Below are 26,074 nucleotides of genomic sequence, written 5' to 3' on the forward strand. Positions count from 1 at the left end.
TGCGGAGAAGGAGGAGTCTCACGCATGCCCTCAGTCAGTCGTCGTGTTCTCATGGCAGCCGCGTTTGCTGTCGCTTTGGCACCGGCAGCCACCCTGCCAACAAAGGCCGAAGACCTGCCGGAGATCGAGTTCCTCTATTCTCCCTTTGCCGACTATGCGCCCTTCTTCGTCGCGGAAGATCTGGGATATTTCGATGAGTTCGGCGTCGACGTGACGCTCTCGCCGAAGGGCAACACGGCCGAGACCATCCAGATGCTCGCCTCCGGCAACATTGAAGCGGGTGCCGCCACCTGGGCCTCCAGCCTCTTCAACGCGCTTGATCGCGGCGCCACGGTTTCCATCATCGCCACCTCGGCGCGCATGCCGAACACGGTTCCCTCCCCGTCGCCTTTCATGGTGTCGCAAACGGCCTGGGATGAAGGCATCCGCACCGTTGCCGACCTCAAGGGCAAGCGCATCGGAATTCCCGGCCCCGGCGGCTTTGGCATGTATTCGGTCGCAAAGGCGCTCGAAAAGGGTGGCCTGACCATCGACGACGTCGAGCCGGTCTACCTGCCGCCGCCCGCGACCGCCGCCGCCTTCGCCAATGGCGGGCTTGAAGCGGGCTGGAGCATCGAGCCCTTCGCCCACCAGCTTGAAAAGCAGGGTCTTGGCCGCCGTCTGGTCGAGGATCACACCTTTGGCACCGAGCTTGGCTTGATCGCCTTCAACCAGGACTTCGTCGAAGAGAACGAGGACGCGGTTGTGCGTTTCATGGCAGCCTATCTGAAAGCTGCACGCCAGCTCGACAATGGCGGCTGGGAAGACGACAAGATCCTCGAGATCGTGTCGAACTACACCGGCACCGAGCCCGACGCCCTGCGCGGCATTCCCTATACGGTCCGCTCCGAAGACGGCGCCATCGACATGGAATCGGTGCGTGAACAGGAAGAGTTCTTCCGTCAGCGCGGCGCGCTCGAATATGAGGGCAATTCCGACATCGACAGCGTTTATCGCCGCGATCTTCTGCAGCGTGCCAACGAACTCCTCGCAAGCAAGAAGTGATGCAGGCCGTGCAGGAAAAAGTGCGTCCGTCTCCGGCGAAGACCGCCGGAGCGGCCATCGAGGTCAGCCATCTGACCAAAGCGTTCTACGACAGCCAGGACGACCGCGTGACCGTGGCCGTCTCCGACGTCAGCTTTGAGGTCGAGCGCGGCGAATTCGTGTGCATCGTTGGCCCCAGTGGCTGCGGCAAGACCACGGTTCTTCGCATTCTCGCCGGCCTTGAGGACGAGCTGAGCGGTTCCGTGAAGCTGCACAGTTCGACGCCGCCGGCGATGGTTTTCCAGGAAGCGTCCGTGCTGCCCTGGCTGACCGTGTCGCAGAACATCGCGTTCCCTCTGAGCCTCAAAGGCGCGCCCCGTGCACAGCAGGAGACGCGTGTGCGCGAAATGCTGACGCTGACGGGCCTGACCGACTTCGCGAACGCCCTTCCCCATCAGCTTTCCGGCGGCATGAAGCAGCGCGTCTCCGTGGCGCGCGCGCTTGTCGACGACCGCGACATCCTCTTGATGGATGAGCCGTTCGGCGCACTGGATGAGCAGACGCGCCTGGTCCTCCAGCAGGAATTGCTGCGTATCTGGGAAACAACCGGCAAGACCGTGGTCTTCATCACGCACAGTGTCGATGAAGCGCTGACGCTGGCGGATCGCGTTCTCGTCATGTCGCCGCGCCCCGGCAGGCTGGTCGCCGACATGCGTGTCCCCTTCGAACGTCCGCGCGACGTTGTGGAGATGCGCCGCGACAAGCGTTTCTGGGATATGACTTACGAGGTCTGGCGCTTGCTGGCCTCTCCTGCGGAGGCATGAGATGAGCACTGCGACCACGATACTGACAGAAGACGAACTCCGCCGGCTCAAAGCGCCGGCACGGCGTGAAAAACTGTTCCGCTTCGCGTCCTATTTCAGCCCGCTTCTGCTCCTTTTGATCTGGGAACTGTCGAGCCAGTTCAACCTGATCGACCGCCGTTTCTTCCCGGCTCCCAGCGCCATCGCCGAAACCGCCTGGCGCATGATCGTGAGCCTGGAGCTTTTCGAGCATATGGGCGCAACCCTGCGCCGTGTGGGCATCGGCTACATGATGGGCGCCATTCCGGGCATCACGCTCGGCCTCATTCTGGGCCTGTCCCAGCCTGCCCGCCGCATCCTCGGTCCGATCTTCTCGGCACTCTATCCGGTGCCGAAGATCGCCATCCTCCCACTGATCCTGCTGATCTTCGGCGTCGGCGATGCATCCAAATTCGTCGTCATCGCCATCGGCGTGTTCTTCCTGATGTTCTACAACACCATGGGCGGCGTCCTGCAGACCCCGCAGATTTACATGGATGTCGCCAAGAACGCAGGCGCGAGCCGGTTCCAGACCTTCACGCGCATCGCCTTCCCGGCTGCGCTGCCAAGCATCTTCACCGGCCTGAAGCTTGCTGCAGGTTCGTCCTACATCATCATCGCAGCCGCCGAGTTCCTCGGTGCGCGCAGCGGCGTCGGCTTCTTCATCTGGGCATCGTGGCAGACCTTTGCGGTCTCGCGCATGTTCGTCGGCATCGTCGTGATTTCGGTCATGGGCTATCTCACCATCCTCGCCCTTGAGGCGCTGGAGCGGCACTTCGTAGCCTGGGCGAAGAACTGATCGGCTGAGGAAAAGAGGCTCATGACCGTCGACACCGGCCCGGCCCCCAACGCCCACACACCCGTCTCGGAGCGCATCTATCTTGCGCTCCGGCAGAAAATCGTGCGCTGCGAACTCGCACCGGGCACCACGCTCGACACCAACGCCATTGCGCGTGACTACGACGTTTCGAAAACGCCGGTGCGCGACGCCATGCAGAAGCTCGCGGCCGACGGGCTCGTGACGATCCTTCCGCGCAGCGGTTATCGCGTGGCCACCATCACGTTTCAGGCCGTCCACGAAATCCTGGACCTGCGCGCGGCCATCGGCCCGCATGCCGCACGGCAGGCAGCGCGCTACGCCACTCCGGCCGACATCGCCGAGCTGCGCGAAATCGTTGCCGAATATGCAACGCCGCTCGACATCGGGGCCATGCAGCAGGTGGCGCGGCGCTTCCACGTCGCCATCGCGCAGTGCAGCCGCAACAAGCGCGTTGTCGCTCTCTCGGAAACCCTGTTCGACGAGCTTGAACGCCTTCTGCGCTTCGCAATCGATTTCTCGGTCAAGATCGGCGAGCACTCGGACGAGCACACGGCGCTTGTCGACGCCATCGAGGCCGGCGATGGCGAAAGGGCCGCCGCCATCGAGGCCGAACACATCAAGAGCAGCCGGGCGTTCCTGATCGAACGCCTGATGACGCTCGGTTATCTGTCCGCTGGCGAAGTCCAGATCGGCAATGCAGCGCGGGGCATGGACGAATGATCGCATTTCCCGACGCAGTTGCGCGGCTCTCGGCAGCGCTTGGCGACACTCCGGCAGCGAAACTTGCCGCAGCAGCACTGATCGAGGCCGACGCGCTCAACCTGTCGCGCTTCGGCATTGCCATGCTGGATGAGTGGACGGCCGACGCCGCGCCCGTCCCTACTGCCGAAACCCCGCAGACCGTAAGCTGGCTCGACTGCTCTGCCTCCTTTGCACCGCTTGCCGTTGCGAGCGCCACGCTGGACCTCAACCATGCCGCACGCGAGAAGGGCATCGCCGCCGTCTTTCTGCGTGGCGTCAGGGGCTTCGGCCGGCTTGCTCCCTTCGTGCGCCATCTCGCCGATGCCGGCCTTGTCGGGATCGCCGGGGCCGAAGGCCCGCCTTTCGTCGCCGCCCATGGCGGCACGCGCGCCGTCATCGGCACCAATCCGTTCGCCCTCGCCATGGGCACCGGCGCGGACCGCGTGGTGATCGACGTGGCAAGCAGCACCGCCACCATGGCCGACATCCGCAACGCCCGCAGCACCGGCGCTCCCCTGCCGGAGGGTATTGCGCTGAATGGTGAAGGGCAGCCGACCACAATCGCCTCCGAGGTTGCCGCACTTCTGCCGCGCGGCGGACAGGTTGGCTCTCTGCTTGGCCTCGTGGTCGAACTTCTGGCCGGTGTCGCCGGCGGTGGCCGCGACGATCCGAAAGGCCGGGGCGTGTTCCTGCTCGCCTTCGACCCTGAAGCAGCCGGAGACAGCATCGACTGGCAGGCCCGGCTTGCAGCCCTCAAAAGCGACTGGACCGGAAGCGGCGGTCACTGGCCGCGCGGCGGCGCACGCTCGCCCGAAGCCGCGCTGGGCTATGATTTTGCCAAACGCCTCGATGCTCAGCTCGCACGCATGACAGGTGAGGCAAACCGATAATGCCACGCCTTTCCCGACACGGCCGGAGTGCCTCCGGCTCAGCCCCTCTGCGCGCCAATGCCCGGAAATGGCTGACCACCCCTCTTGCAGAAATGGTGCTCTAGATGACGACAAATCCTGCTTCCGCGCCCGTTGTTTCCGTCACCCCCGCTGACGGCCTGATCGACGAGCCCCGCCGCATCGTCGTCTCGGGCCTCGCGCCCGATGAACTCGTCGCGATCTCCGCGCGGACGGTGCGGGCGGGCGGCGTTGTCTGGTACAGCCAGGCGACATTCATGGCCGATGCCGATGGCGTCGTGGATCTGACCCGCGATGCGCCCGTTGGCGGCGATTATGCGGAAATCTCGGCAATGGGCCTCATCTGGAGCCAGAAGCCGGTCGACAGCAACAGTCAGGAGCTCTTCCCCGACGACGTCATGCAGCCGCTGAAGACGGCGCTGACGGCGGAAACCGCCGCTGGCGTCAAGGCAGAGGGTGCGCTTCTCCAGCGTCTCGCAGCGGAAGGCGTGGAACGGCAGGAAATCCGCGAAGACGGACTGGTCGGCACGCTGTTCACACCCGCAGGCCCCGGCCCGCATCCCGTCGTGGTGGTGCTCAATGGTTCCGGCGGCGGCATCAACGAGCCGCGCGGCGCGCTTTACGCCTCCCATGGCTATCAGGCTTTTGCGCTCGGCTATTTCAAGGCTCCGGGCCTGTCGCCCTTCATCACCGAAACCCCGCTCGAATATCTGGAGACCGGCCTCAACTGGGCGCACCGCACGCTCAAGCCGCGCGACGGTTTCGTGGCGGTGGCCGGGCAGTCGCGCGGCGGCGAACTCTCCCTGCTTCTCGGCTCGACCTTCCCCGATCTCATCTCCGCCGTGATCGCCTATGTGCCGGGCGCCATGGTGCATGGCGCACAGGGTGCCGGCGATCCCGCGCGTGGCGGCTGGCAGGGCGTGACCTGGACCCGGGGTGGTGAGCCGCTTACCCATCTCTGGCAGGACAACAAGGCCGTGCACTGGCACCCCTGGGGCGGCGATGCACCACCGACCCGGCATCATTCCGTCTTCTTCGAGGGCCTGAAGGACACCGATCTGGCCGCACGCGCGCGCATTCCGATCGAGAACACGAAGGCCGCCGTCCTGCTCGTTTCGGGCCGCGACGACCGCGCCTGGCCATCGAGCCTCTACTCAAAGATGGTGGTTTCGACCCTCAACCGGCACGACCACCCGCACCTCGTTCGTCACCTCGATTTCGATGACGCCGGCCATGCGATCAACCTGCCCTTCGTGCCCTCAACCCAGTTGAGCCGCGAGCACCCGGTTTCGAAAGTGCCCTACACGAATGGCGGCACGCCATCGGGCAACGCACGGGCGGATGAAGGCTCCTGGCGCGGTGTCCTCGCATTCCTCGACGAGCTCACACGCCCGGCCGGCTGAAGCGCCGGTCCATCCACTTTCTTTTGCGCAAGCAGACAACTGAATCCTTCGAAAGGAAGATGAACATGCCCACGACAGAACACCTGGAAGGTCAATGGCGCGAGTGGCGCTATGCCCACGTCGCCAAGATGTTCCGCCCGTATGGTTGGACTTCGCTGGTTGCGCAGTACTGGCTGGAGAAAGACGATCAGGGCGTCACCTTTGACCTTCTGCCGGGCACCTGGTCGGTGGAAGACGGACGCATCATGTTCACCCCGCCCGCCGAAGGCCCGAACCTGTCGGTGGACGGCGAATACCCCACGGGCCCGGTGGAGATCATTCCGGGCCGCAACCAGACCTATGGTCATGGCGACAGCCTTCCGGTCTATTTCGGCCGCAACGAGGTGGAAACGCTTCTGCGCACGACGCATGACGGCCAGCCGCTTTTCGGCGTGCGCGTGCGCGACCCGCTTGAGGCCACACGTCTGGAAGACGCCGGCGTCACCGCTTTCGATTACGATCCCGAATGGCGCATTCGCGGCGTCTACACGCCGAGCGAACGCACCGACTACGAGGCCGAAACCGTGGAAGAAGGCGTGCGTGAATCCACGCCGCGCATGGGCACCTTCACCTTCGAGTACAAAGGCAAGAGCCACGAACTCGTTCTCATCGGCAAGGACACGCCGGACGGCGTACAGCCGGTCGCCCATGTGCGCGACAAGACCAATGGTCCCGTGAGCTATGGCGCCGGCCGCGTCATTGAACTTCAGTTCACCGACGAGACCAACAGCCGCATCGACTGGATCGATTTCAACTATGCTGTGGCACTGCCCTGCGCCTTCACGAACTTCGTGACCTGCCCGCTGGTTCCGCCGGAAAACCACCTCGACTTCGAGGTTCTGGCCGGCGAAAAACGCCCTGCACAGAACATTGCGCGGACCATGACCTATCAGCCCAAGGACTGACCGGCCTCCACAGTCTTCAGGCATGTGCCGCCAAGTGTTTCCCCTGGCGGCACAACACCCTAAAATGTGATGGAAAGCCCAACGACCGGGCCATGCTGGGTCACGCGATACTTGAAGTCGCTGACATTGTCGCCGCCATCATAGTCCTGATACAGAACGCGATAGCCGACGCGGAACATGGTCGGAACGTCGCGGATCATGGTCCGGTAGCCGAGATAGGCCTGACCGTGCGCACTGAAATCAGTGCCGGCGCCAAAGCCGCCAATGTCTGCTTCCGCCGCAAAATTCCACCGGTCATCAATGTCGTAGATCATCCGCGCGCCGATGAACGGGTCGGTCCACTGCACCTTCCGGCGAGCGGTCATCGGTCCGACTTCGACCTTGGCGTCTATCTGTGTCCAGCGAACACCAAGCGTCGGCTCGATTGCGAACACGCGCGGCCTGCCAAAGAGCGTCGCGCCACCCAACTCCTGCTCGTAAACGCGATAATAGGCGCCGGCGGCAAGCGTGGTGTTGATGACCTGCAACGCCAGTTCATTGTCCAGAATGTCTTCATCCTGGCTGGTCTTGACGTACTGGCCGTCGACATAGACGCCGAACGGGCCATTCGTGACTTCCAGATTGCCCATCAATCCGACATCGAGATTCTTAAAGATCTCATGAAAGGGCATTTTCACATCAGTGCTATATCCAAGAACGCCCGCCGTGCCGTTGAGCGACGCGCCCCAAACATAGGGGCTGAAAATCACCCGCCATCGCTGCTGATCCTGGATTTCGGCCTCTGTCGCGCCAAGCATGTCGCTGGCCTGCGCCGCAGCGGACGCAGAGCACAGGGCAAAACCCGCCAGCGCGGCCCTGAAGAGGCGCGCAGCTGAGAAACCACCACTCTTGCCCGCACAATGTTCGGTCATATTCCCCCCTCGCTCCGGCAGACACCGGCCACCCCTTGTCCCTGGGATTCAGCGTAAAACTTCGCCAAACTCAGAACTCACAAACATTTATTTCATCATACAGGGCAAGTGAACTGGTTTTTTCCGAAAGCGTCGCGAAAGCCGAAACATACGCCAGATGATTTTGGCCATTTCCTGCATCGTTTCCATCAACTCTCACCGGAGCGGTAAAAGTATTTTTCAGATGATCAATATTACTGGGTCCTGACCCTAAGTGTCCGTTCCAAAAAGGAGCGAGTGATTTCAGCGGGTTATGATTCAGTCGGATTTCTGAGATTCGACGGAGATCACGATGGCCTGGACCGAAACCACTCGCCGGCACTATGAGCGGCGCTGCCCCCGCTACGCAAGCGATTTGACCGACGCGGAGTGGGCGCTGATCGAACCGCTGATGCCGTCGCCAAACCGCATTGGTCGGCCGCGCAAGACGGCCCTGCGCGAGGTGGTGAACGCGCTTTTGTATATGGCCTCCTCGGGCGGCGCGTGGCGGCTCTTGCCGAAGGATTTTCCGCCGTTCTCGACGGTACAGAAATACTTCTACCGCTGGCGTGACGAGGGTCGGCTTCGCGCCATCAACAATGAACTGGTGATGGCGGCTCGCGAACGCGAAGGCAAGGAGGCCAGTCCCAGTGCCGGCGTCATCGATAGCCAGTCGGTCAAGACCACCGAAAGCGGCGGAATACGGGGCTTCGACGCCGGCAAGAAAGTCATGGGCCGCAAGCGCCATATCGTCGTCGACACACTCGGCCTCATGGTCGGGCTGGTCATTCACGCCGCCGACATTCAGGACCGCGACGGCGCGCCCGCCGTCCTGAAATCGATCCTCAAGCGCTGGCCGTGGCTGCGTCATGTCTTCGCCGATGGCGGCTATGCCGGGCCGAAGCTGAGGGGAGCATTGCAGAAGGTCGGCAAGTTCACGTTGGAAATCATCAAACGCTCGGACACCGCCAAAGGCTTCGAGGTCTTGCCGCGCCGTTGGGTGGTCGAGAGGACATTCGCCTGGCTCGGACGCTGCCGCAGGCTCGCAAAGGACTTCGAACGAACCATCGCTTCCGCCGAGGCATGGGTCCTGATCGCCAACATCCGCCTTCTCACCCGCAGACTTGCAAGACATTGAAAACATGGCGTTCGTTATGATTCAGACTCTAATTCAGCACCCTGATCCGGAATTGCGCCAGCACCTTTTCCTGCTGGTCACGGCTGATGGTCAGATCATCAGTCGTCAGCGCCTCGGTCAGATCCAGTTCATCGATCTGCGCATGCGCGATGCTTGCCCCCGTCAAAACCGCACGCGTCAGCCGGGTTCCATTGAGATTGGAGCCTGCAAAACTGGCGGACGAGAGATTGCAGCCGGTCAGGTTCGCACCACGCAGATCGCAAAACTCGAACGTGCTGCTTTCAAGATTGAGGCCATTCAGATCAGCGTCCTGAAGTTTCGTGCGCACGCAAGAAAAGCCGCCCATGATGTGCCGATGGTTGATCTGCCGCTGAACGTCGAGCTTCAGCTGCGCCTCACCCGCATCGCAGTCTTCCAGACGCAGCATGAAGCCCAGGCAGTCGCCAAACACATTGTGCGAGACATCGCATTTCAACAGAACCGCATTCGACAGGTCGCAGCGCGACCAGGTGCAGCGCTGCGTCTCCTCCTCTCCGCTGAGACGGTAGGATTGCAGTTTTGCGTCACGGAACGAACAGCCGATGAACTGACAGTCGTGAAAGGTGGACAGGCCGATCCGGCCGCCATCGAAAATGCAGTTCACGAATTCACATCGAAAAAACGTGGTTTCAAAGATCGCAAGGTCGTCGAGAACCTCATCGCGGAAGCTCTTCTCCGAAACGTTCTGCAACCCTGCGGCTTCTTCCAGGCTCATCGGGACCATTCAGAAAACCAGCAGCCCGAGCTGTTCCAGAAGCTCGGCGGCCTGCTGCCTTGAGATCATCGCCCCCCTGAAGCGGCGGGCGTCGGTCAGCTTTATCTCACCAAGATCGGTGTCGCGCAGATCCGCAAGCTCGAAACGGCAATCCGCCAGATTCGCGCCCCGCAGAGAACAGCCCTCGAATGTCGCCCCGCGAAAGTCGCACATCCGCAGGTCCGCCTCGCCGAAATCGACCCGCTTCAACACCTTCTTGCGAAACGAGAACGATGGCAGGGTGGCCATTCTCAGGAGCACTTCCTCGAGCTGAAGCTCAAGGCTGCGCACTTCCGTCAGGTCCGCGCCGAGCATCTTGCAGCCAGTGATGACCGCCGATGTGAGCGTTGCGCGCCGAAAGTTTGTATTGCTGAAATCACTACCCTCAATCCGGGCGTCGGTCATTTTTGCGCCAACGAAACTGGCCTTCGCAGCCCGGCAACCAACAAAAGCGGCATCATCCAGCTGCGCGCCATCAAAACAGGTCCGGGTAAGATTGCATTCCTCAAAATGCCATCCCTCCATGTCCAGCCGCGAGAGATCGGCGTCTTCCAGAACGCAGTTCCGCAGCACCACCGGCGCACCCGACCCGGTGAGCTGGCGTAGCGCATCCCGACCGAGTTCCTGATCGGCGAGCGTGGCGGAACCTTCGCCTGTTGAGATCATCTCAAAGCGGCCTTCCATGAAAGAACTCTCTGAACCAGCGTTGTCCTGTTCCCACCGCGCTCCCGCCATACTGACGGGAGATGCATTTGCGGCGAGGCCGAAGCATCTTGATGCGCCCTTATCGAAGACGCGCCGCGAACTTGCAATCGGAAGCGGCTCTGGCCCCAGGACACTCCTGACAGTCCGGCTCACATCGTCTTTACGCGCGCGGAGCGTTTTGCAGCTGATCCGCAAGAAACGCAAGGAAGCGCGGATGCGTCCCGTAAGCGACATTTACGCGGATCGCCGCCCTGCCCTGCGTCGGCCTGCCCGGCCGAAAGACGCTGCCCGGCGCAAGGAATATGCTCTCCTCAGAGGCCGCACGGCAGAGCGCCATCTCGTCAATCGAGTCGGGGAACTCCACCCAGAGATAAAAGCCCGGCGAGACACTCTTGCGAACTGTCAGCCCCAGCGCCTCAAGCCGCGCAAGCGAGGTCTTGTGCGCTTCCTCGACGCGCGATTTCAGCTTTCGAAGATGCCGCAGATACTGCCCGCCCTGAATGAGATGAAACACGAATCGTTCCACATAGTCGGAAGTGGCCACCGTGGTCAGCATCTTCAGATTGCCGAGCGCCCCGACAATGGAAGGATGACCGGCGACGAAACCGCAGCGCAGACTGGCCGACAGCGTTTTCGAGAAGGTGCCGACATAGAGCACACGGTTGAGCTGATCGAGGGAGGCAAGCCGCGGCAATGTCGCGGGCAGTATGTCGGCCAGGGCATCGTTCTCCACAAGCAGAAAGCCCCAGCGTTCCGCAAGCTGCATGAGGCCGAACGAAACCGCCGGCGACAATGTGCTGCCGGTGGGGTTGTGGGCGAGAGACTGCGTGAAAAAGACCTTGGGCCGATGCAGCGCCAGCTTCGCGGCCAGATCTTCCAGATCCGGTCCGTCATGGCTGCGGCGAATGCCGATGATCTGCGCCTTGGCGAGGGTCAGTTTTGCGAAAAGCGGATAATAGCCCGGATCATCAACGAACACCGTGTCACCCGGCTCGATCAGATGCCGGATGATCAGGTCGAGCCCGTGATTGACCCCATGCGTGAGAAGAAGCCCGTCCGGCTGGGCGGTGATCGAACGTTCCAGAAGCAGAACCCGAAGGCGCTCGCGCAGCGGCGCATAGCCCCAGGAACTGCCATAGCCGAAATCCACCGCAGCCGGATCCGCCGTCCTGAAACTGGAAAAATACCGTTTGAGTTCTGCCCCCTCCATCCACGAGGCCGGCGGTCTGCCGTCGCCCGGCCGCACCTCATAGTGCTGGTCGAGCTGTTCGCGCAGGAGCGAGACCACATCCACCGCCGCAGCCACATGCGGGGCGGGCGGTGCGGGGCGGTCGATCTGAAACTGCGCGACGTAATAGCCAGACCCGGCGCGTGCCTCCAGCAGCCCCCGCGCAACCAGCCTGTCATAGGCCTCCGCCATGGTGTTTTTGGAAACACCATGCTCCCGCGCGGCCTGGCGCACGGAAGGCAGTCGCTCACCGGATTTATAGGCTCCGGCGGCGAGCAGCCCGCTGACATGCTGGACAATGCGGTCGACGCGAGAGAGGCGCGTATCGCTTTCAGTCATCGCTTATTGTCCCATTCCTCCTGCTGGGACAGTCATCGCCAATTTGCGTCAAACTGTCCCTTGATTGTCCCAATTCATTTTAGGACAATTTGCGCTTATGAACAAACATGCTGTCTTGGGAGGAAGCAATGACCGATTTGAAAAGACGCCGTTTTCTGACGGCTTCCGCATTGGGCGGTGCAGCAGCATTGGCTATGCCCGCAGTGGCGCGCGCAGAAGCAGCAGTCCAGTGGCGCATGCAGGCGCTCTGGGACGGCGGAACAACGCCGTTTGAGTTCGAGAAGAAGTTTGTCGAGCGTGTCTCGGAGCTGACCGACGGCCAGTTCGAGATCAAGCTGTTCTCGGCGGGCCAGCTCGTGCCGGCCAATCAGGCGTTCGATGCGGTTCGCAGCGGCGCATTCCAGCTGATGAAGACTTTTGACGGCTATGAAGCCGGCAAAATCCCGTCTTTCGCCTTCACCTCGACCATTCCTTTCGGTTTCCCGGATCCCGACCAGTACGAAGCCTGGTTCTATGAGCTCGGCGGTCTTGAAATGGCCCGTGAAGCCTATGGCAAGGCCGGCCTGACCTACATCGCGCCGACCGTCTATGGCGAAGAGCCGATGCACTCGACCGTCAAGATCGAGAGCATTGCCGACATGGCCGGCAAGAAGGGCCGCTTTGTGGGCCTCGCTTCTGCGGTGATGGGCGATCTGGGTGTTGCGGTCACGCCGATGGCGACGGCCGAAGTCTATTCCGGTCTTGAAAAGGGCCTGATCGACTTTGCAGACCGTGGCGACCTTACGGCCAATTACGAGGCCGGCCTCGCAGAAGTCGCGAAGTTCATCATCCTGCCGGGCGTTCACCAGCCCACGACGGCCACCAGCTATGTGGCGAATTCGGCCGCCTATGACGCACTGCCGGAAAGCTACAAGGCAGCCCTTGCCGTCGCAGCCCGCGAGATTTCGGGTTCGCTGCGTCAGCGCATCATCGTGCAGAACAGCCAGGTGCTCGACAAATATCGCGAGCAGGGCGTCGAGGTCATCTACCTCGATCCGGCGGATGTCGCAGAGGCCCGTTCCAAGGCCGTCACATCCTGGAAAGCCGCAACGAAGGAAGATCCGCTGGCGACCAAGATCGTCGACAGCCAGATCGGCTTCATGCAGTCGCTCGGTCTTATCTGACCCTTGTTCCAGGCGGGCGGCCACAGCGCCGCCCGCTATCGACCCTCAGGCTCAATGTCATTTCCATGCAGGCAGTCTACGCCTTCGTCACCGGTGTGAACCGGGTTCTCTTCGTTATCGCTGCGGTGATCATCTTCGCCGTCGTGCCGATGCTCCTCTATGAGGTGATCGCGCGCTACGCCTTCAATGCGCCCACCGTCTGGGCCATGGAAGCGAGTACGCTCGTCTTCGGCCCACACTTCATGCTGGCCGGCCCCTATCTGCTGCATCTGCGCGGACATGTGGCGGTCGACATCGTGAGCGAGAAGGCTCCCGCCCCCGTTCAGCGCATGCTCAATGTGTTCGCCTTTCTCGTGATCGCCGTGTTTGCGGCCGTCTTCGCCGCCGTGAGCTGGCCTCTGGCCGTCAATGCATGGTCGCTCGGAGAGACGAGCTTTTCTGCCTGGAACCCACCCATCTGGTGGCTGAAATTCGTAGTGCCTTTCGCCTTTGTCATGCTGTGCGCACAGGCGCTGGTCGAGGCGGTGTCCGCCCTGCGCAATGATGCACGGACGGAGGCGCGCCCATGAGCTCCGAACTCGTTCTGGTGATCATGTTCGCAAGTCTGGTCGGACTGCTTCTGACCGGTCTTCCGCTCGCCTTCACGCTGGGCTCGCTCGCCCTTGTCTTCACGATCACCCTTTGGGGACCGGCGGCCCTTTCCGTCACCGTTCTCAATCTCTTTGACACGATGCAGTCGGAATCGCTGCTCGCCATTCCGCTCTATGTGATGATGGCCAGCGTTTTGCAGCGTTCGGGCGTGATCGAGAGCCTCTACAAGGCGATGGAACTGTGGTCGCGCCGCCTGCCCGGCGGGCTGGCCGTGGGCACCATCGCCATCTGCACGATCATCGCCGCCATGACCGGCATTGTTGGCGCAGCCGTTGCCGCCATGGGCATGCTTGCCCTGCCCTCAATGCTCAAGCGCAACTACCAGCCGGAACTCGCCATTGGCACGATCTGCGCCGGCGGCACGCTGGGCATCCTGATCCCGCCATCGGTCATCACCATTGTCTACGCGGTCACCGCGCAGGCCTCGATCGGGCAGATGTTCATCGCCGGCGTGATACCGGGCCTTCTGCTCGCCTCGCTCTATATCGGCTACATCGTGCTGCGTGCAGCGCTCAACCCGTCGATTGCCCCGCGTCCGGAAGAGAATGAAGACATCACCTGGGCCATGCGCATAGCCGCGCTGAAGTCCCTTGTCCTGCCGATGCTCATCATCGTTGGCGTTCTGGGCACCATCTATATGGGCATCGCCACGCCGACCGAAGCAGCCGCCGTGGGCGTTGCTTTGGCCTTCGTTTCAGCGTTGATCGAACGCCGTTTCGGCTGGGAGCTTCTGCGCGGGGTTGGCATGGACGTGGTCAAGGTCACGACCATGATCCTCTGGATCACCATCGGTGCGCGCGCCTTCGTCGCGATCTTCACCGGAACGGGCGGCGCGGATTTCCTGCTCGGCTTCATTCAGGACATGGACGCCGATCGCTGGGTCGTGCTGGCCGTCATGCTGGCGATCCTGTTCTTCCTCGGCATGTTCCTTGATGAGATCGGCATCATTCTCCTTTGCGTGCCCGTCTTCCTGCCGGTCATCGACTTTCTGGATTTCGACAGGCTCTGGTTCGGCATCCTGTTCCTCGTGTCGGCGCAGATGGCCTACATCTCGCCGCCCTTCGGTTACACGCTCTTCTATATGAAAGGCGTTCTGCCGGCCGGTATCGGCATGGGAACGGTCTATCGGGCCATCATTCCCTTCATGCTTCTTCAGGCGTTCGGCATCCTGATCTGCGCGCTGTTCCCGGAGCTGGTGCTCTGGCTCCCCAAAACCATGATTCAGTAACAACAGGACACATGATGAGCGACGTCCAATCGTCCCGTATTGAAGGCCTTCACAAGATGACCCCGGCAGAGCGCCTCCAGGCCGTTGCCCGGCAGGCGCAGCTTGGAAACGAGGCCATTTCAAGCCTCACCGCAGCAGCCGAAGGTCAGATCGAACTCGCCGACCGTATGGTCGAGAACGCGATCACCACCATGGCCATTCCGGTGGGCATCGCCACCAACATGATTGTCGACGGGCGCGAAATGCTGGTGCCGATGGCGACGGAAGAATCCTCCGTCGTCGCCGCCGTCTGCAACGCAGCCAAGCGCTGCCGCTCCACCGGTGGTTTCTTCACCTCCGGCAGCGGCCCCGTCATGGCGGCGCAGATCCAGCTTCTGGGCGCAAGCGACCCCGAAAATGTGCGCCTGAAGGTTTACGAGAAAATCGAAGAAATCCGAGCCATTTGCGACGAAACCGACCCGCTTTTGGTGAAATTCGGTGGCGGTTTCCGCGATATCGATGTGCGGGTCATTGCGAGTGATGAAGGGCCGATGACCATCGTGCACATCATCGTCGACACGCGCGACGCAATGGGCGCCAATGCCGTCAACAGCATGGCCGAGGCGCTGGCCCCCCGGCTCGCCGAATGGACCGGCGCCCGCACCTTGCTGCGCATTCTCACCAATCTGGCAGACCGGCGCGTGGTGCGCGCCCGCGCCGTATGGAAGCTCGAAGAGATCGGCGGCGAACAGGTGCGCGACGACATGCTGTCCGCCTACCGCTTCGCCGATGCAGACCCCTACCGCGCCGCGACCCACAACAAGGGCATCATGAACGGCGTCAGCGCTGTCGTGCTGGCAACCGGCAATGACACCCGCGCCATCGAGGCCGGCGCACATGCCTTCGCCGCGCGTGATGGACGCTATCGCTCCATGTCGCGCTGGGAAAAGGATGCAGACGGCAATCTGGTCGGCATTCTGGAAATGCCGATGGCCGTGGGCCTGATCGGCGGCGCAACCAAAATCCACCCGACCGCCCAGGCCAATCTGAAGCTGCTCGGCGTCGAAACGGCCGATGCACTGGCCCGCATCGTGGTTTCCATCGGTCTTGCGCAGAACTTCGCCGCCATGCGCGCGCTTGCCACGACCGGCATCCAGAAGGGACACATGGCGCTGCATGCGCAGAATGTCGCCCTGATGGTCGGCGCGGTCGGTGATGAGATCGATCTGGTCGCGAGCGAACTCAAGACCCTCGGCAAGGTGCGGCAGGATCTGGCCGAAGAGATTTTGAAGCGCATCCGGGGCGACAAGTGACCACGCGCGTCTCAATCGTCGAGGTTGCACCCCGTGACGGGTTGCAGGCGCGCAGGGAACACATCGAAACCGCCCACCGCATCGCGCTGATCGAGCGGCTGCGCCGCGCCGGCATTGCGCGGATGGAGGTGGGCGCGTTCGTCTCGCCAAAGCGCGTGCCGCGCATGGCGGACACGGCGGATGTCATGAAAGCCGTCGGCGCGCCAGAACGCGGCGGCGACATGGTGCTGGTTGCAAATGAGCGGGGGCTGGAACAGGCGCTTGAAGAAGGCGCGCGCGCCATCGCCGTTTTCACGGCGGCAAGCGATGCTTTTGCGGAAAAGAACATCGGCTCCACGGTCAGCGCCTCTCTTCAGCGTTTCGCACCCATTGTCGCGCGGGCGCGTGACGCGGGCGTGTTCGTGCGTGGCTACATCTCCACCATCACCGACTGCCCCTATGCCGGCCCGATTGAACCCGGGGCCGTCGCCCCGGTGGCCAAGGCCCTGCGCGAGATGGGCTGCCAGGAAATCGCCCTTGGCGAAACGCTCGGAAAGGCGACACCGGCGCGCATTGCCGCCGTGGTCGAAGCGGTCGCGAAAAACGTTCCAATGGATGAAATCGCGGCCCATTTCCACGACACTTACGGCATGGGCGTCGCCAATGTCTGGGAAGCGGTGAGGCTCGGCGTTCGCACCGTAGATGCGGCAGCGGGCGGCCTCGGCGGCTGCCCTTTTGCCCCCGGCGCAGCCGGCAATGTGGCGACGGAAGATGTCGTTTATCTTCTGAACGGTCAGGGCATGGAGACCGGCATCGGGCTCGGTCCGCTTCTCGACGCCGTTTCCTTCTGCGCGGACACGATGGGCATCGCCCCGACCAGTCGCGTCTACAAGGCGCTCCGCGCGCCCGAGTGCTGATGATGGAAAGCCAGCTGTGCTAAAGCTGGCTGGCTTTCGCTCTCGTCAACAAGACAGCGTCAAAGATACGCGGCAAGGCCGGCGAGCAGACCATCGATCTGCTCCGGCGTATGGCTGGAGAAGACCGCGATCCTGAGCGTTTCCACCGGCGGCGCATCCGAGTAACCGCCGGCGCTCACATGCTTCACCACGATGTCGCGCGCGCGAAGCTTCTCGCTCACCTGCTTCAGATCGACCGACGCCTGAACATTGAAGATCGGCACGGGCGTCTGCGGAACAGCCAGCCCCAGCTCGGCGAGGCCAGCACGCATATGCGCCACGTTCGCGCGCAGTGACTGGAGCATGGCCGGGCTTTCCATGAAAAGCCGCAACCCAGCGCCGGCAGCAGCCGCAGCCGGAACAGGCGGAGGCGAAGCGCCTGCGACGACGCCGCCCTTGGTCGCGATTTTCTCCGCAAGCGCCCGGCTTGCCGGCACGACGCCGCCAAAACCGCCAAACGCCTTGCTGAGCGTGCCGGCGCAAAACGCACGGTCCCCTTCAAGGCCGAAATGCTCGAGCGTTCCACGCCCCGTGCCGCCGAGAACTCCGACACCATGGGAATCGTCAATGCAGAGCAGCCCGCCCGGCCAGGCTTCCAGAATATCGGCGTATGCATCGAGCGGAGCCAGAGCACCGGTTGACGGGAACACGCCATCACTGACCACGACAGGCACCTGCCCGGGCTTTAGATGACGGCGCATTTGCTCTGAAAGATGCTGCGGATCGCGGTGCTTGAAACGGACAACCGGCCGCTCGGCGCATTTCAGCGCGTCATTCACACTGAAATGGGATCGTTCATCGGCAAAGGCCACATCGTAGTCGTCACGCAGGGCGAGCAGAAGCGCCATTATGGAGAGATAACCGGAAGCCACATAGGCTGCGGCATCGCAGCCGAAATGCTGACAGACCAGCGCTTCGGTCTCCGTATAGACCGGCATGTCGGCGCGCGTTGCCGGGCCAAGCCCATACGTCCGCAATGCCTGCACCGCCGCCTCAATGACGACGGGATGCCCATGCAGGGCGTGGTAACTGGTTCCGCAAAAGTAATCGACGTCACGGCCGCCGATGCGCATACGCGCGCCGATGGGCGAATCCATTCTGTCCTGCGCGTCCAGTGGCTCCTCAACAATCATTCTGCATTCCGCCCAATGGTTTCGCATTCAAGACCGGCGATGAAACCGGCATCCAGATCAGCGCCAAGTCCCGGAGCATCGGGCACCGTAATGCGCCCGCCCTCGCCATAGACCATGCCGCCAACGACCGGATCTTCACGCAGCATATCTGCGCCGTCCAGATCCGCGAAAACGATATTTCCGCGTGACGAGACCAGATGCGCGGCAGCGGTGAGCCCCAGACGGGTCTCGGTTATGCAGCCGACCATGCATTTTATGCCTGTCGCTTCAGCCAGGGCGTTGATTTTCAGCGCCACGTGAATTCCGCCAGACTTCGCCAGTTTGATGTTGAAATAATCGCAGGCTCCGGTCGTGACGAGGCGCATGGCGTCGTGCTCGTCGAAAAGCGCCTCATCGGCCATGATGGGGATGGCTCCAAGAGAACGTGCGGCGGCGAGACCCTCGAAATCCCAGGCTGCAACGGGCTGTTCGCAATACTGGATGTCAAAGGCCGACAATCGCCTGAGCGCCTGAAGCGCCTCCACCCGGTCCCAGCCCTGATTGGCGTCGATCCGAATGGCGATGTCCGGCCCCAGAACGTCACGGATCGCCGCGACGCGCGCCACATCCTCCGCAACGCCCGCGCCCAGCTTGACCTTGACCGCCGTGAAGCCGCGTTCGCGGAACTCAAGAGCGTGCGCAGCCATGGTCTCGGGCGTATCGATGCCCACCGTGTTGTCGGTGACGATCTCTCGCCTTGGCCCCGCCAGAACCGCGTATAGCGGCAATTGCGCCGTCTTTCCCAGAAGGTCGTAAAGCGCCATGTCGAAAGCCGAACGGATCGTGGCGTTGTTCGGCAGGAAGGCGCGCATGCCGGCGACGCAACCGTCAATATCCAGCGGGTCCCGGCCGATCAGCCATTGCGCCAGATCGCGCGCATTGGCCAGCGCGGCCTCCCGGGTCTCGCCCACCACGGGCCGAAAGAGATTGGCCTCCCCGAGCCCATAGAGGCCGTCATCCGTATGCACCCTGACGAAAATCGTCTCGGTAACGCTCGTCTCGCCAATGGCGATCCGGAACGGGCGCTTGAGCGGCAATCCCGCCTTGAAAATCTCGATATGCGAAATGGACATGATACCCTCGTGACCGCTCAGGGTCGCCGCTCCAGAAACATTTGACCGACACGAATGCCCCGCCTGCCTTCCTCATTGACGGCATCGAGTTCCAGAAGCTCATTGTCATAGAGTATGCCGTGCATCCTGAAGCGCCCCGGACCAACCGGTTCGCACGCATGCGTGCAGAAATATTCGATCAGGCATTTGAGCCCGCCATTGGCGTAAAACAGGTTGGTGACGTTAAAGTCTGGCCCATAATCGCCAAGATGCGGCGCGATTTCTGCCGGAACTTCACTTCGACAGGGTTGGGTTTTCCGCCATTCCTTCTCTTTCCAGCGCATTTCGTCCTGCGCCGGGAAAGCGACATCCATATGTGCGTAATCCGCGCCCTCTCCGTAGATGCGGCCATCGATCCGGAAATCGCCCCCTGAGACGCGGCGAAGTTCCAGCGGCACGCCATCACCCATAAGGTAAAGCCGCCCATTGCTTGCGCGCACTTCCACGGCCTCGCCCTCGGTAGCATCCTGCTCGGCATAATGGCCAACGAGGTCCTCCAGCTCTTCGGGAGCCAGAGGCGTGCGTGGCTTCGGCGGCACCGGCGCCGCCCCCATCTTGCGATCAGCCAGTGCGAGTTGCAGCCCCTTCACGGTCAACCGGCTGGCGATCTGGTTGCTGAAATCCAGTGTCGAGAAAATCAGCGCACCGAGTCCGGCAGCCGGCAGAAGCGTCATCTGGGTCGCAAAACCATAGACCGCGCCGCCATGGCCAATCGACATCCAGCCATCCACCTCTCCCAGCCCGAAGCCAAGGCCATAACCCTTCAGGTCACCGCTATAGCCCGGCGGCCGTTCTCCGACGGGCATCCACATCCGCGTCAGGCTTCCAGGCGAGATGATCGAGGCGCCATCAGACGTAAAGCCACCACGAAGGAGCGTTCGGGCGAAGAGCCCCATGTCGGACAGCGTCGAATAGATGTTGCCGGCGGGCGAACCACCGAGATCAAAGACGGGTGCGGGAACATCCGCTTCCATGGTCCACATCCACGCAGGCGCAAGCCGCGCCAGAAGTTCCGGCGATACGGTGTTGGCGCTGTTCGACATACCGATCGGGCGGAAGAGATGATCCGCAACATAGGTGTTGAAATCGCAGCCGGACACGAGTTCGACCACCCGCCCGACGACCGCAATGCCGGCGTTGGAATAGCGGAAAACGCCCGCGCTGGGGTCTTCCTTCAGGGTGGATTCCGCCAGTTCGCGCACCGTTTCGGACAGAACCGGGCGCTGGGAATCGAGATAGTGACCGCTCTTCGGCTCACGCACCAGACCGGAGGTGTGGCTCATCAGCTTGCGCAGCGTGATGTTGTTGCCATGCGGCCCGGACGGGTCGTTGTCGAAGGGATTGTGCGGTGAAAATTCCGGCAGATACTCCCGGATATCGGCATCGATATCGACCTTGCCCGCTTCTGCAAGCTGCATCAGCGCAAGCGCCGTGAACATTTTCGTCAGTGAGCCGATGCGAAAGGCCGTATCCTCACCCATCGCATGGTCCAGATCGCTGCGCCTGACATGCCCGCTCGCCAGGACGCCATCCCGGTCGACAAGCACATAGGACACGGAAGGGAGAGCCTTGTCCTCCACTTCATGGGCGACGAACTTCTCAAAACGCTCCGCGAGCGATGTCACATCTGAACTCAAGATTGCCCCCTATTTTGCGATCCGCGGATCGAGAATGTCGCGCAATGCGTCTCCGACCAGGTTCCAGGAGAGAACGAAGAGGAAGATCGCCATGCCCGGGAAAAACAGCGTGTACCAATAGGCAAAGGGGTTATCGCCCTGCCCAACGATCCAGTTGCGCGAATAGGCGATGAACTGGCCCCAGTCCGCATAGCCCTCTTCCGTTCCGACCCCGAGAAAGCTGAGCGCCGAGGCGGCCAGAACCATGGAGCCGGTCGCCATGGTTGCCAGAACCAGAACCGGGAAGAAGGTGTTGGGAAGAATGTGCTGGAGGATAAGACGCCTGTCGCTCGTGCCATAGGCACGCGCCGCATGCACGAAATCCATCTCCTTCACGCGAAGGATTTCGCTTCGCACGACACGCGCATAATTCATCCAGCCAAACGCGCTCAGCGCGATGATCATGGGCACCAGCCCCTTGCCGAGCAGCGCCGTGAGCACCATTGCAGCGATGAGAATGGGAACGGCCATGAAGACGTCGACGATGCGCATCAGCACTTCATCGACCAGACCGCCGTAGAACGCGGAGACAGAGCCGATGAGTACACCGACGAAAACGGAAATGAGAACGACGCCAAGGCCGATCTTGAAAGCCGTACGGGTGCCCCAGACCAGGCCGTAATAGATATCGAACTGGCCCTGCGTCGTGCCGAACGGATGTTCGTCGGAGGGTGGCTGCGGCTGCGCCCAGAAGCCGGCGCGCGGCGTGTCGTAAGGGCTGATCTGATAGGGTTCGGGAACCGCCAGGAGCGGCGCAAAGAGCGCCACCACGACAAAGCCGACCAACAGAACCATGCCGAACATTGAAAGCGGATTGCGCAGGAGATAACGGAGCACGGTCATGCCAGCTTCACCCTCGGATCGAGCAGCGGATAGAGCAGGTCCACGACCAGATTGATGACGACCAGAACGAGCGCAAAATAGAGCGCGAAGCCGAGCACGCCGGGAAAATCCAGATTGGACGCGGCATCGGCGGCAAACCTGCCAATGCCATGATAGTCGAAGATCGTTTCGGTGATCACGACGCCCCCCATCATGTAGGCCAGCTCCATGCCGGCGATGGTGACCACGGGCAGCATCGCATTGCTGCGCCCATGCTTGTTTTGAACGACCTTTTCGGGAAGCCCCTTGGCGCGCGCCGTGCGTATATAGTCCTGTCGCAGGGTCTCCAGCATGCTGGTGCGCATCACCCGCGTCATGCTGGCGAGGTTGACATAGGTGAGCGTTATGACCGGCGCGATCAGATGCCGTATAGCGTCGAAGAACACCGCCATATTGCCGTTGAGTAGCGCATCCAGCGTGTTCACACCGGTGTAGCGGGTGAAGGCGTCGCCAGCCACGACCACTTCCGCCCACTGGCTGAGACGGCCGGGCGGAAACCAGTTCAGCGTGCCGTAGAAGATCAGCAGCATCATCAGGCCGAACACGAACACCGGAAACGACCAGCCAATGATGGTGAAGATGCGAATGGCATGGTCGATGCCCTTGTTCAGGTGAACGCCGGCCTTGGTGCCAAGCCAGATGGCCCCCAACAGGCTGGGGATGAAGGCGAAGAAGACCAGCTCCGCCGTTGCCGGAAACAGGTCCAGCAGCGCCTCGGATACAGGCGCACGCGCGGTCTCCGACCAGCCGAGATTGCCCGACAGGACATTGCCGAGCCATTCCTTGTACTGAACGAGAAATGGCTCATCGAGACCGTATTTCTCAATGAGAGCGGCGATCTGTGCGCTGCCCCCCTTCAGAAATTCCGGCCCGGGCGCATAAGCGGCGAGCCGCTGCACGGGCGACAACATCATCTGCAGGGAGAAGATCATCAGGGTGAGAGCAAGCAGCACCACGGGAATGAACACCGCTCGGCGCAGGAGATAATACAGCATGGCATCCATGTGTTCGGGAGAGCGAAACCGGGCGGCCTCCGCGCTGAACGCGCGGAGGCTCATGGATCGTGGCGTCTATTCAGACTTGGTGACCTTGTAGAAATCCCATGCGCCGTACAGCATCATGTTGTGCACGTAGCCATCCACCCAGTCGCGCGAGACCACATGCGTGTAGTCCTCCCACAGGAACTGCGTGGTCGCATATTCATGGCTCATTTCCTGCAGCCGCTCATAGATTGGCCGGCGCTTGTCAGGATCGTTCAGCGCCCACGCCTCTGCGAGCAGACCGTCGAACTCCTTGCGCATCAGCTCGCGATAGCCCTCACCGCTGAACCCTGCAACAAGACCCGTGCTGGCCAGATAGTAGGTGGCGGCGCCCAGCGGACCACCCGGATCCGAATAGTCCGGCCCCCAGCCCATATAGGCCATGGGCAGGCTCGGATTGTTGTTCGTGTAGATCTGGTCGGAGATCGTGGCCCAGGGCAGCGCCTGGATCTTGAGGCGGAACTTGGGATTGATGCGCGCCAGATTCTGCTGGAGAACGGAAAGCGCTGCGTTTGCCAACTGCGTGCCCTCAGTCATATACGCAGTCATCTCGAAGCCGACATCCCACAGCTTGCCATCGAAGGCCTTGCGGAGATGCTCTTCGGCTTTCTCGGGATCAAAGCTGTAGACGGGACTGTCGTCGCGATAGCCCATCAGGCCACGAACCGTCGGGCCGCGCAGCTGCACCGTGTTGCCGAGGTTCACCTGCTCGAGAAGAAGCCGGTAGTTCTGCGCGTAGTTGAAGCCCTTGCGCACATCGATGTCGCCGAAGAAGTCCGGCGGTATGCCGGCCCCGTCCAGCTTGCCGCTTCCGATTGCCGGATTGCCATCGGCCTGAACCGGCCACATGAAGAACAGGCTGCGCCCGAAGATGTTCTGCAGCCCCTCCCGAACCTTGATGCCCGGGCGGGTCTTCATCTCCTTGAGAAATTCGACCGGCGTTGCAACCACATCGGCGTCACCCGCTTCGAGCTGCAGGCGTCGCGTGGTCCACTCGGGCACAGAGCGCAGCACGACGCGTTCCAGCTGCGCCGGGCCATCCATATAGCCCTCGAAACGCTTCATCACGAGGCGCTTTTCACCCTGATCCCACTCTTCAAGCATGAACGGGCCACTGCCATTGACCTGTTCGAACAAGGCGCTTTCGCCAAGGTCCGGCTTGTGGAACTCCACCCAGCTGTCGGCCGTGCCCGGCCAGGCTCCATGGTCGACAGCCCATTCCCTGTCGATCACCGAGGTGGCGTAGGGCAAGGCGATCACGCCCAGCGTGGCAGGAAAGGATTTCTCCAGCGTGAGAACGAGCTTGCCGTCCTCGACGGTGATCTTCTCGGCAAGCGCATCATGCACCGCGACAAGGCCGGCCTCGTCCAGATCATCGAAGTTCTCGACACCGGCGAGCGCCGTCGCCCAGGCGCGGATATTGGGATAGGTCCCTGCCGTCACCATCTCCGTCACGGCATTGGCCATCCAGGATTCGCCCTGCAGGATCGCCCGCATGAAGCTGTAGCGAACATCTTCTGCGGTGATCTCACCGTAACCCGGCTCGATGCGCCCGCGCTCCTCCTCGTTCAGTTCGTCGTAGTAGCGCCACTCGATCTTGCCGTCGGCGCCCTTGAGGCCGACCTTGTGCGCGTAGATCCCCTCGCGGATCGGAAACGTGTAGCGGACCGAACCGTCTTCACCCGTCTCGATCAGGCCATTTTCAAGCGACGGCACCTTGGAGGCGATGGAAGGAACGAACTCGGAAATGTTCGATCCGTCATAGCCAAGAAGCCGGTTGTACATGTTCAAGGAAGCATAGGTGCTCGGCGTGTTGCCGATATAGGCAGGGTCGAGAGACTGGATCCCGTCAGTCCAGAGAAAGACCAGAGTTCCGGGATTGTTGACCTGCGCATTGCCGATTCCGACCGGGCCAAACACGGCACAGGCGGCCAACAGGGCGATTTTCTTGAGCATTGGATTCCCCTCAATTCAGATTCTGCGCTGAACCATATGCCCTTTGGGCGGGCTTATTTTTGCGCAAACGGTAGGGGGAGCTTTGCAGGCTGTCTAATACTCTTTATAGATGAACTATGCAAAAACTGCATGGAGGGCATCTTGGAACTCATCTGGATGGAAGACTTCCTTGAGATTGTCGCGTCGCGGAATTATTCGACCGCAGCCGCAGCGCGAAACATCTCTCAACCGGCCTTCAGCCGCCGCATAAAGGCACTGGAACGCTGGGTCGGCGTGGAACTCATCGACAGAAGCACCTATCCGGTCCAGTTGACAAAGGCCGGGACACTCTTCCTGCCGCGCTGCCAGGAACTGGTTCGCGAGCTATACCGCTTGCGCAACGATTGCCAGCAGCAGGCGGGCACCCGCCAGAACCCGGTTTCTTTCAGCGCGCTGCACACAATCGCGCTGTTCTTTTTCCCCGAATGGATCAAGGGCGCGGATGCCTCCAGATCACTGCTGCCGGTGAGCATGCAGGCGACCGATTTTTACGAGTGCGTCGAAGCCCTCGCCATGGGCAGGAGTGATTTCGCGATCGTCTACAGCCACCCTGAGGGCCCGCCGGTTCTGACCGCCGGACCTTTCGAATCCGTGTGTCTCGGCATTGATCCGCTGGTTCCTGTCTCCGCACTCGATGCGGAAAGCAGGCCGCTTTATTCACTGGACCACGATCAGGAAAGCCGCATTCCCTATCTCGCCTACTCCTGGAACGATGGCTATCTGGGCAAGCTGGTTTCGCTCATCCATGCGCGCCAGGAACGCCCCCTGCCACTGGCAACCGTGTATGAGACATCGATTTCCGAAGGCATCAAGCGCATGGTGATGGCCGGCGAAGGCGTGGGCTGGCTGCCGCTGTGCTGCGTCAGGGACGCCATCGAACGCGGCGAACTCTGCCAGATCGGCGGGCCGGAACTTCAGCTCGACATGGAGGTGAGGCTGTTCCGGCGACAGGGCTCCCGCAGCCCGCATCTCGAAACATTCTGGCACGGAATCGAACCTGCCATCACGCCATGGGAAACACGACAGACGGCCGACGGGCAGGATTTGGCCGGGCCAGCTGCGGCAGAATGATTTATGCAAAAAAAACATAACGCCCGGAAACGCTGACAAAGCCT

24 protein-coding genes are annotated in these 26,074 nt (G+C 61.8%); 14 read left to right on the forward strand and 10 right to left on the reverse strand.

From position 1 onward, the window contains the following. Positions 1-24 precede the first annotated feature (24 nt). From NDI72_RS17835 to NDI72_RS17865, 7 genes are all read left to right on the forward strand, one after another. Positions 25-1,044, forward strand: coding sequence for an ABC transporter substrate-binding protein (locus NDI72_RS17835; protein WP_283801225.1), 1,020 nt, complete (start codon positions 25-27; stop codon positions 1,042-1,044). Then, positions 1,044-1,847 carry an ABC transporter ATP-binding protein gene (locus NDI72_RS17840; protein ID WP_283801227.1) on the forward strand — a complete coding sequence of 268 codons (804 nt, stop codon included), beginning with the start codon at positions 1,044-1,046 and terminating at the stop codon, positions 1,845-1,847. Before NDI72_RS17835 ends, NDI72_RS17840 begins: the two co-directional genes overlap by 1 nt. A gap of 1 nt (position 1,848) precedes the next feature. Further along, entirely contained in the window at positions 1,849-2,664 is an 816-nt protein-coding gene (locus NDI72_RS17845) for an ABC transporter permease (protein ID WP_206544974.1), read from the forward strand. Positions 2,665-2,685: 21 nt separating this feature from the next. Beyond that, entirely contained in the window at positions 2,686-3,405 is a 720-nt protein-coding gene (locus NDI72_RS17850) for a GntR family transcriptional regulator (protein WP_113156766.1), read from the forward strand. Then, entirely contained in the window at positions 3,402-4,316 is a 915-nt protein-coding gene (locus NDI72_RS17855) for an Ldh family oxidoreductase (RefSeq protein ID WP_283801229.1), read from the forward strand. The genes NDI72_RS17850 and NDI72_RS17855 overlap by 4 nt, the downstream gene beginning before the upstream one ends. A gap of 104 nt (positions 4,317-4,420) precedes the next feature. Beyond that, positions 4,421-5,737 (forward strand): acyl-CoA thioesterase/BAAT N-terminal domain-containing protein, encoded by a 1,317-nt coding sequence (locus tag NDI72_RS17860; RefSeq protein ID WP_283801230.1) that lies wholly within the window; start codon positions 4,421-4,423, stop codon positions 5,735-5,737. Between the two features lie 65 nt (positions 5,738-5,802). Continuing rightward, positions 5,803-6,681: a DUF1684 domain-containing protein gene (locus tag NDI72_RS17865; protein WP_283801231.1), complete on the forward strand. Its 879-nt coding sequence runs from the start codon at positions 5,803-5,805 to the stop codon at positions 6,679-6,681. 59 nt (positions 6,682-6,740) lie between these two features. On the opposite strand, the gene NDI72_RS17870 is transcribed toward NDI72_RS17865, so the two are convergent. After that, positions 6,741-7,478: a hypothetical protein gene (locus NDI72_RS17870; protein WP_283801299.1), complete on the reverse strand. Its 738-nt coding sequence runs from the start codon at positions 7,476-7,478 to the stop codon at positions 6,741-6,743. Positions 7,479-7,923: 445 nt separating this feature from the next. Here NDI72_RS17870 and NDI72_RS17875 point away from each other — a divergent pair, with 445 nt between their 5' ends. Then, entirely contained in the window at positions 7,924-8,748 is an 825-nt protein-coding gene (locus NDI72_RS17875; protein WP_206546859.1) for an IS5 family transposase, read from the forward strand. Positions 8,749-8,776: 28 nt separating this feature from the next. Here NDI72_RS17875 and NDI72_RS17880 read toward each other — a convergent pair whose 3' ends face one another. From NDI72_RS17880 to NDI72_RS17890, 3 genes are all read right to left on the reverse strand, one after another. Then, complete coding sequence (locus NDI72_RS17880) at positions 8,777-9,511, reverse strand: pentapeptide repeat-containing protein (RefSeq protein ID WP_283801234.1); 735 nt, start codon at positions 9,509-9,511, stop codon at positions 8,777-8,779. Further along, complete coding sequence (locus NDI72_RS17885) at positions 9,512-10,225, reverse strand: pentapeptide repeat-containing protein (RefSeq protein ID WP_283801235.1); 714 nt, start codon at positions 10,223-10,225, stop codon at positions 9,512-9,514. A 181-nt stretch (positions 10,226-10,406) separates the two neighbouring features. After that, entirely contained in the window at positions 10,407-11,813 is a 1,407-nt protein-coding gene (locus NDI72_RS17890) for an aminotransferase-like domain-containing protein (protein WP_283801237.1), read from the reverse strand. 128 nt (positions 11,814-11,941) lie between these two features. On the opposite strand from NDI72_RS17890, the gene dctP reads away from it, so the two are divergent. The 5 genes from dctP to NDI72_RS17915 all read left to right on the forward strand — a co-directional run bounded on the left by dctP (position 11,942) and on the right by NDI72_RS17915 (position 17,043). Then, positions 11,942-12,976, forward strand: a complete 1,035-nt coding sequence (gene dctP, locus NDI72_RS17895) for a TRAP transporter substrate-binding protein DctP (RefSeq protein ID WP_283801238.1) — start codon at positions 11,942-11,944, stop codon at positions 12,974-12,976. A 65-nt stretch (positions 12,977-13,041) separates the two neighbouring features. Next, positions 13,042-13,545, forward strand: coding sequence for a TRAP transporter small permease subunit (locus tag NDI72_RS17900; protein ID WP_283801241.1), 504 nt, complete (start codon positions 13,042-13,044; stop codon positions 13,543-13,545). Further along, a complete protein-coding gene (locus NDI72_RS17905; RefSeq protein ID WP_283801242.1) occupies positions 13,542-14,855 on the forward strand; it encodes a TRAP transporter large permease in 1,314 nt (437 codons plus the stop codon). The genes NDI72_RS17900 and NDI72_RS17905 overlap by 4 nt, the downstream gene beginning before the upstream one ends. A 14-nt stretch (positions 14,856-14,869) precedes the next feature. Next, complete coding sequence (locus tag NDI72_RS17910) at positions 14,870-16,147, forward strand: hydroxymethylglutaryl-CoA reductase, degradative (protein ID WP_283801243.1); 1,278 nt, start codon at positions 14,870-14,872, stop codon at positions 16,145-16,147. Next, positions 16,144-17,043 carry a hydroxymethylglutaryl-CoA lyase gene (locus NDI72_RS17915; RefSeq protein ID WP_283801244.1) on the forward strand — a complete coding sequence of 300 codons (900 nt, stop codon included), beginning with the start codon at positions 16,144-16,146 and terminating at the stop codon, positions 17,041-17,043. Before NDI72_RS17910 ends, NDI72_RS17915 begins: the two co-directional genes overlap by 4 nt. 59 nt (positions 17,044-17,102) lie before the next feature. Here NDI72_RS17915 and NDI72_RS17920 read toward each other — a convergent pair whose 3' ends face one another. The 6 genes from NDI72_RS17920 to NDI72_RS17945 all read right to left on the reverse strand — a co-directional run bounded on the left by NDI72_RS17920 (position 17,103) and on the right by NDI72_RS17945 (position 24,920). Then, complete coding sequence (locus NDI72_RS17920) at positions 17,103-18,215, reverse strand: aminotransferase class I/II-fold pyridoxal phosphate-dependent enzyme (protein ID WP_283801245.1); 1,113 nt, start codon at positions 18,213-18,215, stop codon at positions 17,103-17,105. Continuing rightward, positions 18,212-19,327: a mandelate racemase/muconate lactonizing enzyme family protein gene (locus tag NDI72_RS17925; RefSeq protein WP_283801247.1), complete on the reverse strand. Its 1,116-nt coding sequence runs from the start codon at positions 19,325-19,327 to the stop codon at positions 18,212-18,214. The genes NDI72_RS17920 and NDI72_RS17925 overlap by 4 nt, the downstream gene beginning before the upstream one ends. Before the next feature lie 17 nt (positions 19,328-19,344). After that, positions 19,345-21,003, reverse strand: coding sequence for a serine hydrolase domain-containing protein (locus NDI72_RS17930; protein ID WP_283801248.1), 1,659 nt, complete (start codon positions 21,001-21,003; stop codon positions 19,345-19,347). 9 nt (positions 21,004-21,012) lie between these two features. Further along, positions 21,013-21,885, reverse strand: coding sequence for an ABC transporter permease (locus NDI72_RS17935; RefSeq protein ID WP_206544987.1), 873 nt, complete (start codon positions 21,883-21,885; stop codon positions 21,013-21,015). Beyond that, positions 21,882-22,919 (reverse strand): ABC transporter permease, encoded by a 1,038-nt coding sequence (locus tag NDI72_RS17940; RefSeq protein ID WP_113157133.1) that lies wholly within the window; start codon positions 22,917-22,919, stop codon positions 21,882-21,884. Before NDI72_RS17940 ends, NDI72_RS17935 begins: the two co-directional genes overlap by 4 nt. Before the next feature lie 75 nt (positions 22,920-22,994). Then, on the reverse strand, positions 22,995-24,920 hold the full coding sequence (locus NDI72_RS17945; protein WP_283801250.1) for an ABC transporter substrate-binding protein: 1,926 nt from the start codon (positions 24,918-24,920) through the stop codon (positions 22,995-22,997). A gap of 141 nt (positions 24,921-25,061) precedes the next feature. On the opposite strand from NDI72_RS17945, the gene NDI72_RS17950 reads away from it, so the two are divergent. Continuing rightward, positions 25,062-26,030: a LysR substrate-binding domain-containing protein gene (locus NDI72_RS17950; protein ID WP_283801251.1), complete on the forward strand. Its 969-nt coding sequence runs from the start codon at positions 25,062-25,064 to the stop codon at positions 26,028-26,030. The last annotated feature ends 44 nt before the right edge of the window (positions 26,031-26,074 follow it).

Source organism: Nitratireductor sp. GZWM139, from assembly GCF_030068685.1.
Taxonomy (GTDB): Bacteria; Pseudomonadota; Alphaproteobacteria; order Rhizobiales; family Rhizobiaceae; genus Nitratireductor; species Nitratireductor aquimarinus.

What these genes read in the sequence shown, in the direction of transcription:
- NDI72_RS17835 (WP_283801225.1), top strand. Translation starts at nt 25, where the DNA reads ATGCCCTCAGTCAGTCGTCGTGTTCTCATGGCAGCCGCGTTTGCTGTC.
- NDI72_RS17840 (WP_283801227.1), top strand. Translation starts at nt 1,044, where the DNA reads ATGCAGGCCGTGCAGGAAAAAGTGCGTCCGTCTCCGGCGAAGACCGCC.
- NDI72_RS17845 (WP_206544974.1), top strand. Translation starts at nt 1,849, where the DNA reads ATGAGCACTGCGACCACGATACTGACAGAAGACGAACTCCGCCGGCTC.
- NDI72_RS17850 (WP_113156766.1), top strand. Translation starts at nt 2,686, where the DNA reads ATGACCGTCGACACCGGCCCGGCCCCCAACGCCCACACACCCGTCTCG.
- NDI72_RS17855 (WP_283801229.1), top strand. Translation starts at nt 3,402, where the DNA reads ATGATCGCATTTCCCGACGCAGTTGCGCGGCTCTCGGCAGCGCTTGGC.
- NDI72_RS17860 (WP_283801230.1), top strand. Translation starts at nt 4,421, where the DNA reads ATGACGACAAATCCTGCTTCCGCGCCCGTTGTTTCCGTCACCCCCGCT.
- NDI72_RS17865 (WP_283801231.1), top strand. Translation starts at nt 5,803, where the DNA reads ATGCCCACGACAGAACACCTGGAAGGTCAATGGCGCGAGTGGCGCTAT.
- NDI72_RS17870 (WP_283801299.1), bottom strand. Translation starts at nt 7,478, where the DNA reads ATGCTTGGCGCGACAGAGGCCGAAATCCAGGATCAGCAGCGATGGCGG.
- NDI72_RS17875 (WP_206546859.1), top strand. Translation starts at nt 7,924, where the DNA reads ATGGCCTGGACCGAAACCACTCGCCGGCACTATGAGCGGCGCTGCCCC.
- NDI72_RS17880 (WP_283801234.1), bottom strand. Translation starts at nt 9,511, where the DNA reads ATGGTCCCGATGAGCCTGGAAGAAGCCGCAGGGTTGCAGAACGTTTCG.
- NDI72_RS17885 (WP_283801235.1), bottom strand. Translation starts at nt 10,225, where the DNA reads ATGGAAGGCCGCTTTGAGATGATCTCAACAGGCGAAGGTTCCGCCACG.
- NDI72_RS17890 (WP_283801237.1), bottom strand. Translation starts at nt 11,813, where the DNA reads ATGACTGAAAGCGATACGCGCCTCTCTCGCGTCGACCGCATTGTCCAG.
- dctP (WP_283801238.1), top strand. Translation starts at nt 11,942, where the DNA reads ATGACCGATTTGAAAAGACGCCGTTTTCTGACGGCTTCCGCATTGGGC.
- NDI72_RS17900 (WP_283801241.1), top strand. Translation starts at nt 13,042, where the DNA reads ATGCAGGCAGTCTACGCCTTCGTCACCGGTGTGAACCGGGTTCTCTTC.
- NDI72_RS17905 (WP_283801242.1), top strand. Translation starts at nt 13,542, where the DNA reads ATGAGCTCCGAACTCGTTCTGGTGATCATGTTCGCAAGTCTGGTCGGA.
- NDI72_RS17910 (WP_283801243.1), top strand. Translation starts at nt 14,870, where the DNA reads ATGAGCGACGTCCAATCGTCCCGTATTGAAGGCCTTCACAAGATGACC.
- NDI72_RS17920 (WP_283801245.1), bottom strand. Translation starts at nt 18,215, where the DNA reads ATGATTGTTGAGGAGCCACTGGACGCGCAGGACAGAATGGATTCGCCC.
- NDI72_RS17925 (WP_283801247.1), bottom strand. Translation starts at nt 19,327, where the DNA reads ATGTCCATTTCGCATATCGAGATTTTCAAGGCGGGATTGCCGCTCAAG.
- NDI72_RS17935 (WP_206544987.1), bottom strand. Translation starts at nt 21,885, where the DNA reads ATGACCGTGCTCCGTTATCTCCTGCGCAATCCGCTTTCAATGTTCGGC.
- NDI72_RS17940 (WP_113157133.1), bottom strand. Translation starts at nt 22,919, where the DNA reads ATGCTGTATTATCTCCTGCGCCGAGCGGTGTTCATTCCCGTGGTGCTG.
- NDI72_RS17945 (WP_283801250.1), bottom strand. Translation starts at nt 24,920, where the DNA reads ATGCTCAAGAAAATCGCCCTGTTGGCCGCCTGTGCCGTGTTTGGCCCG.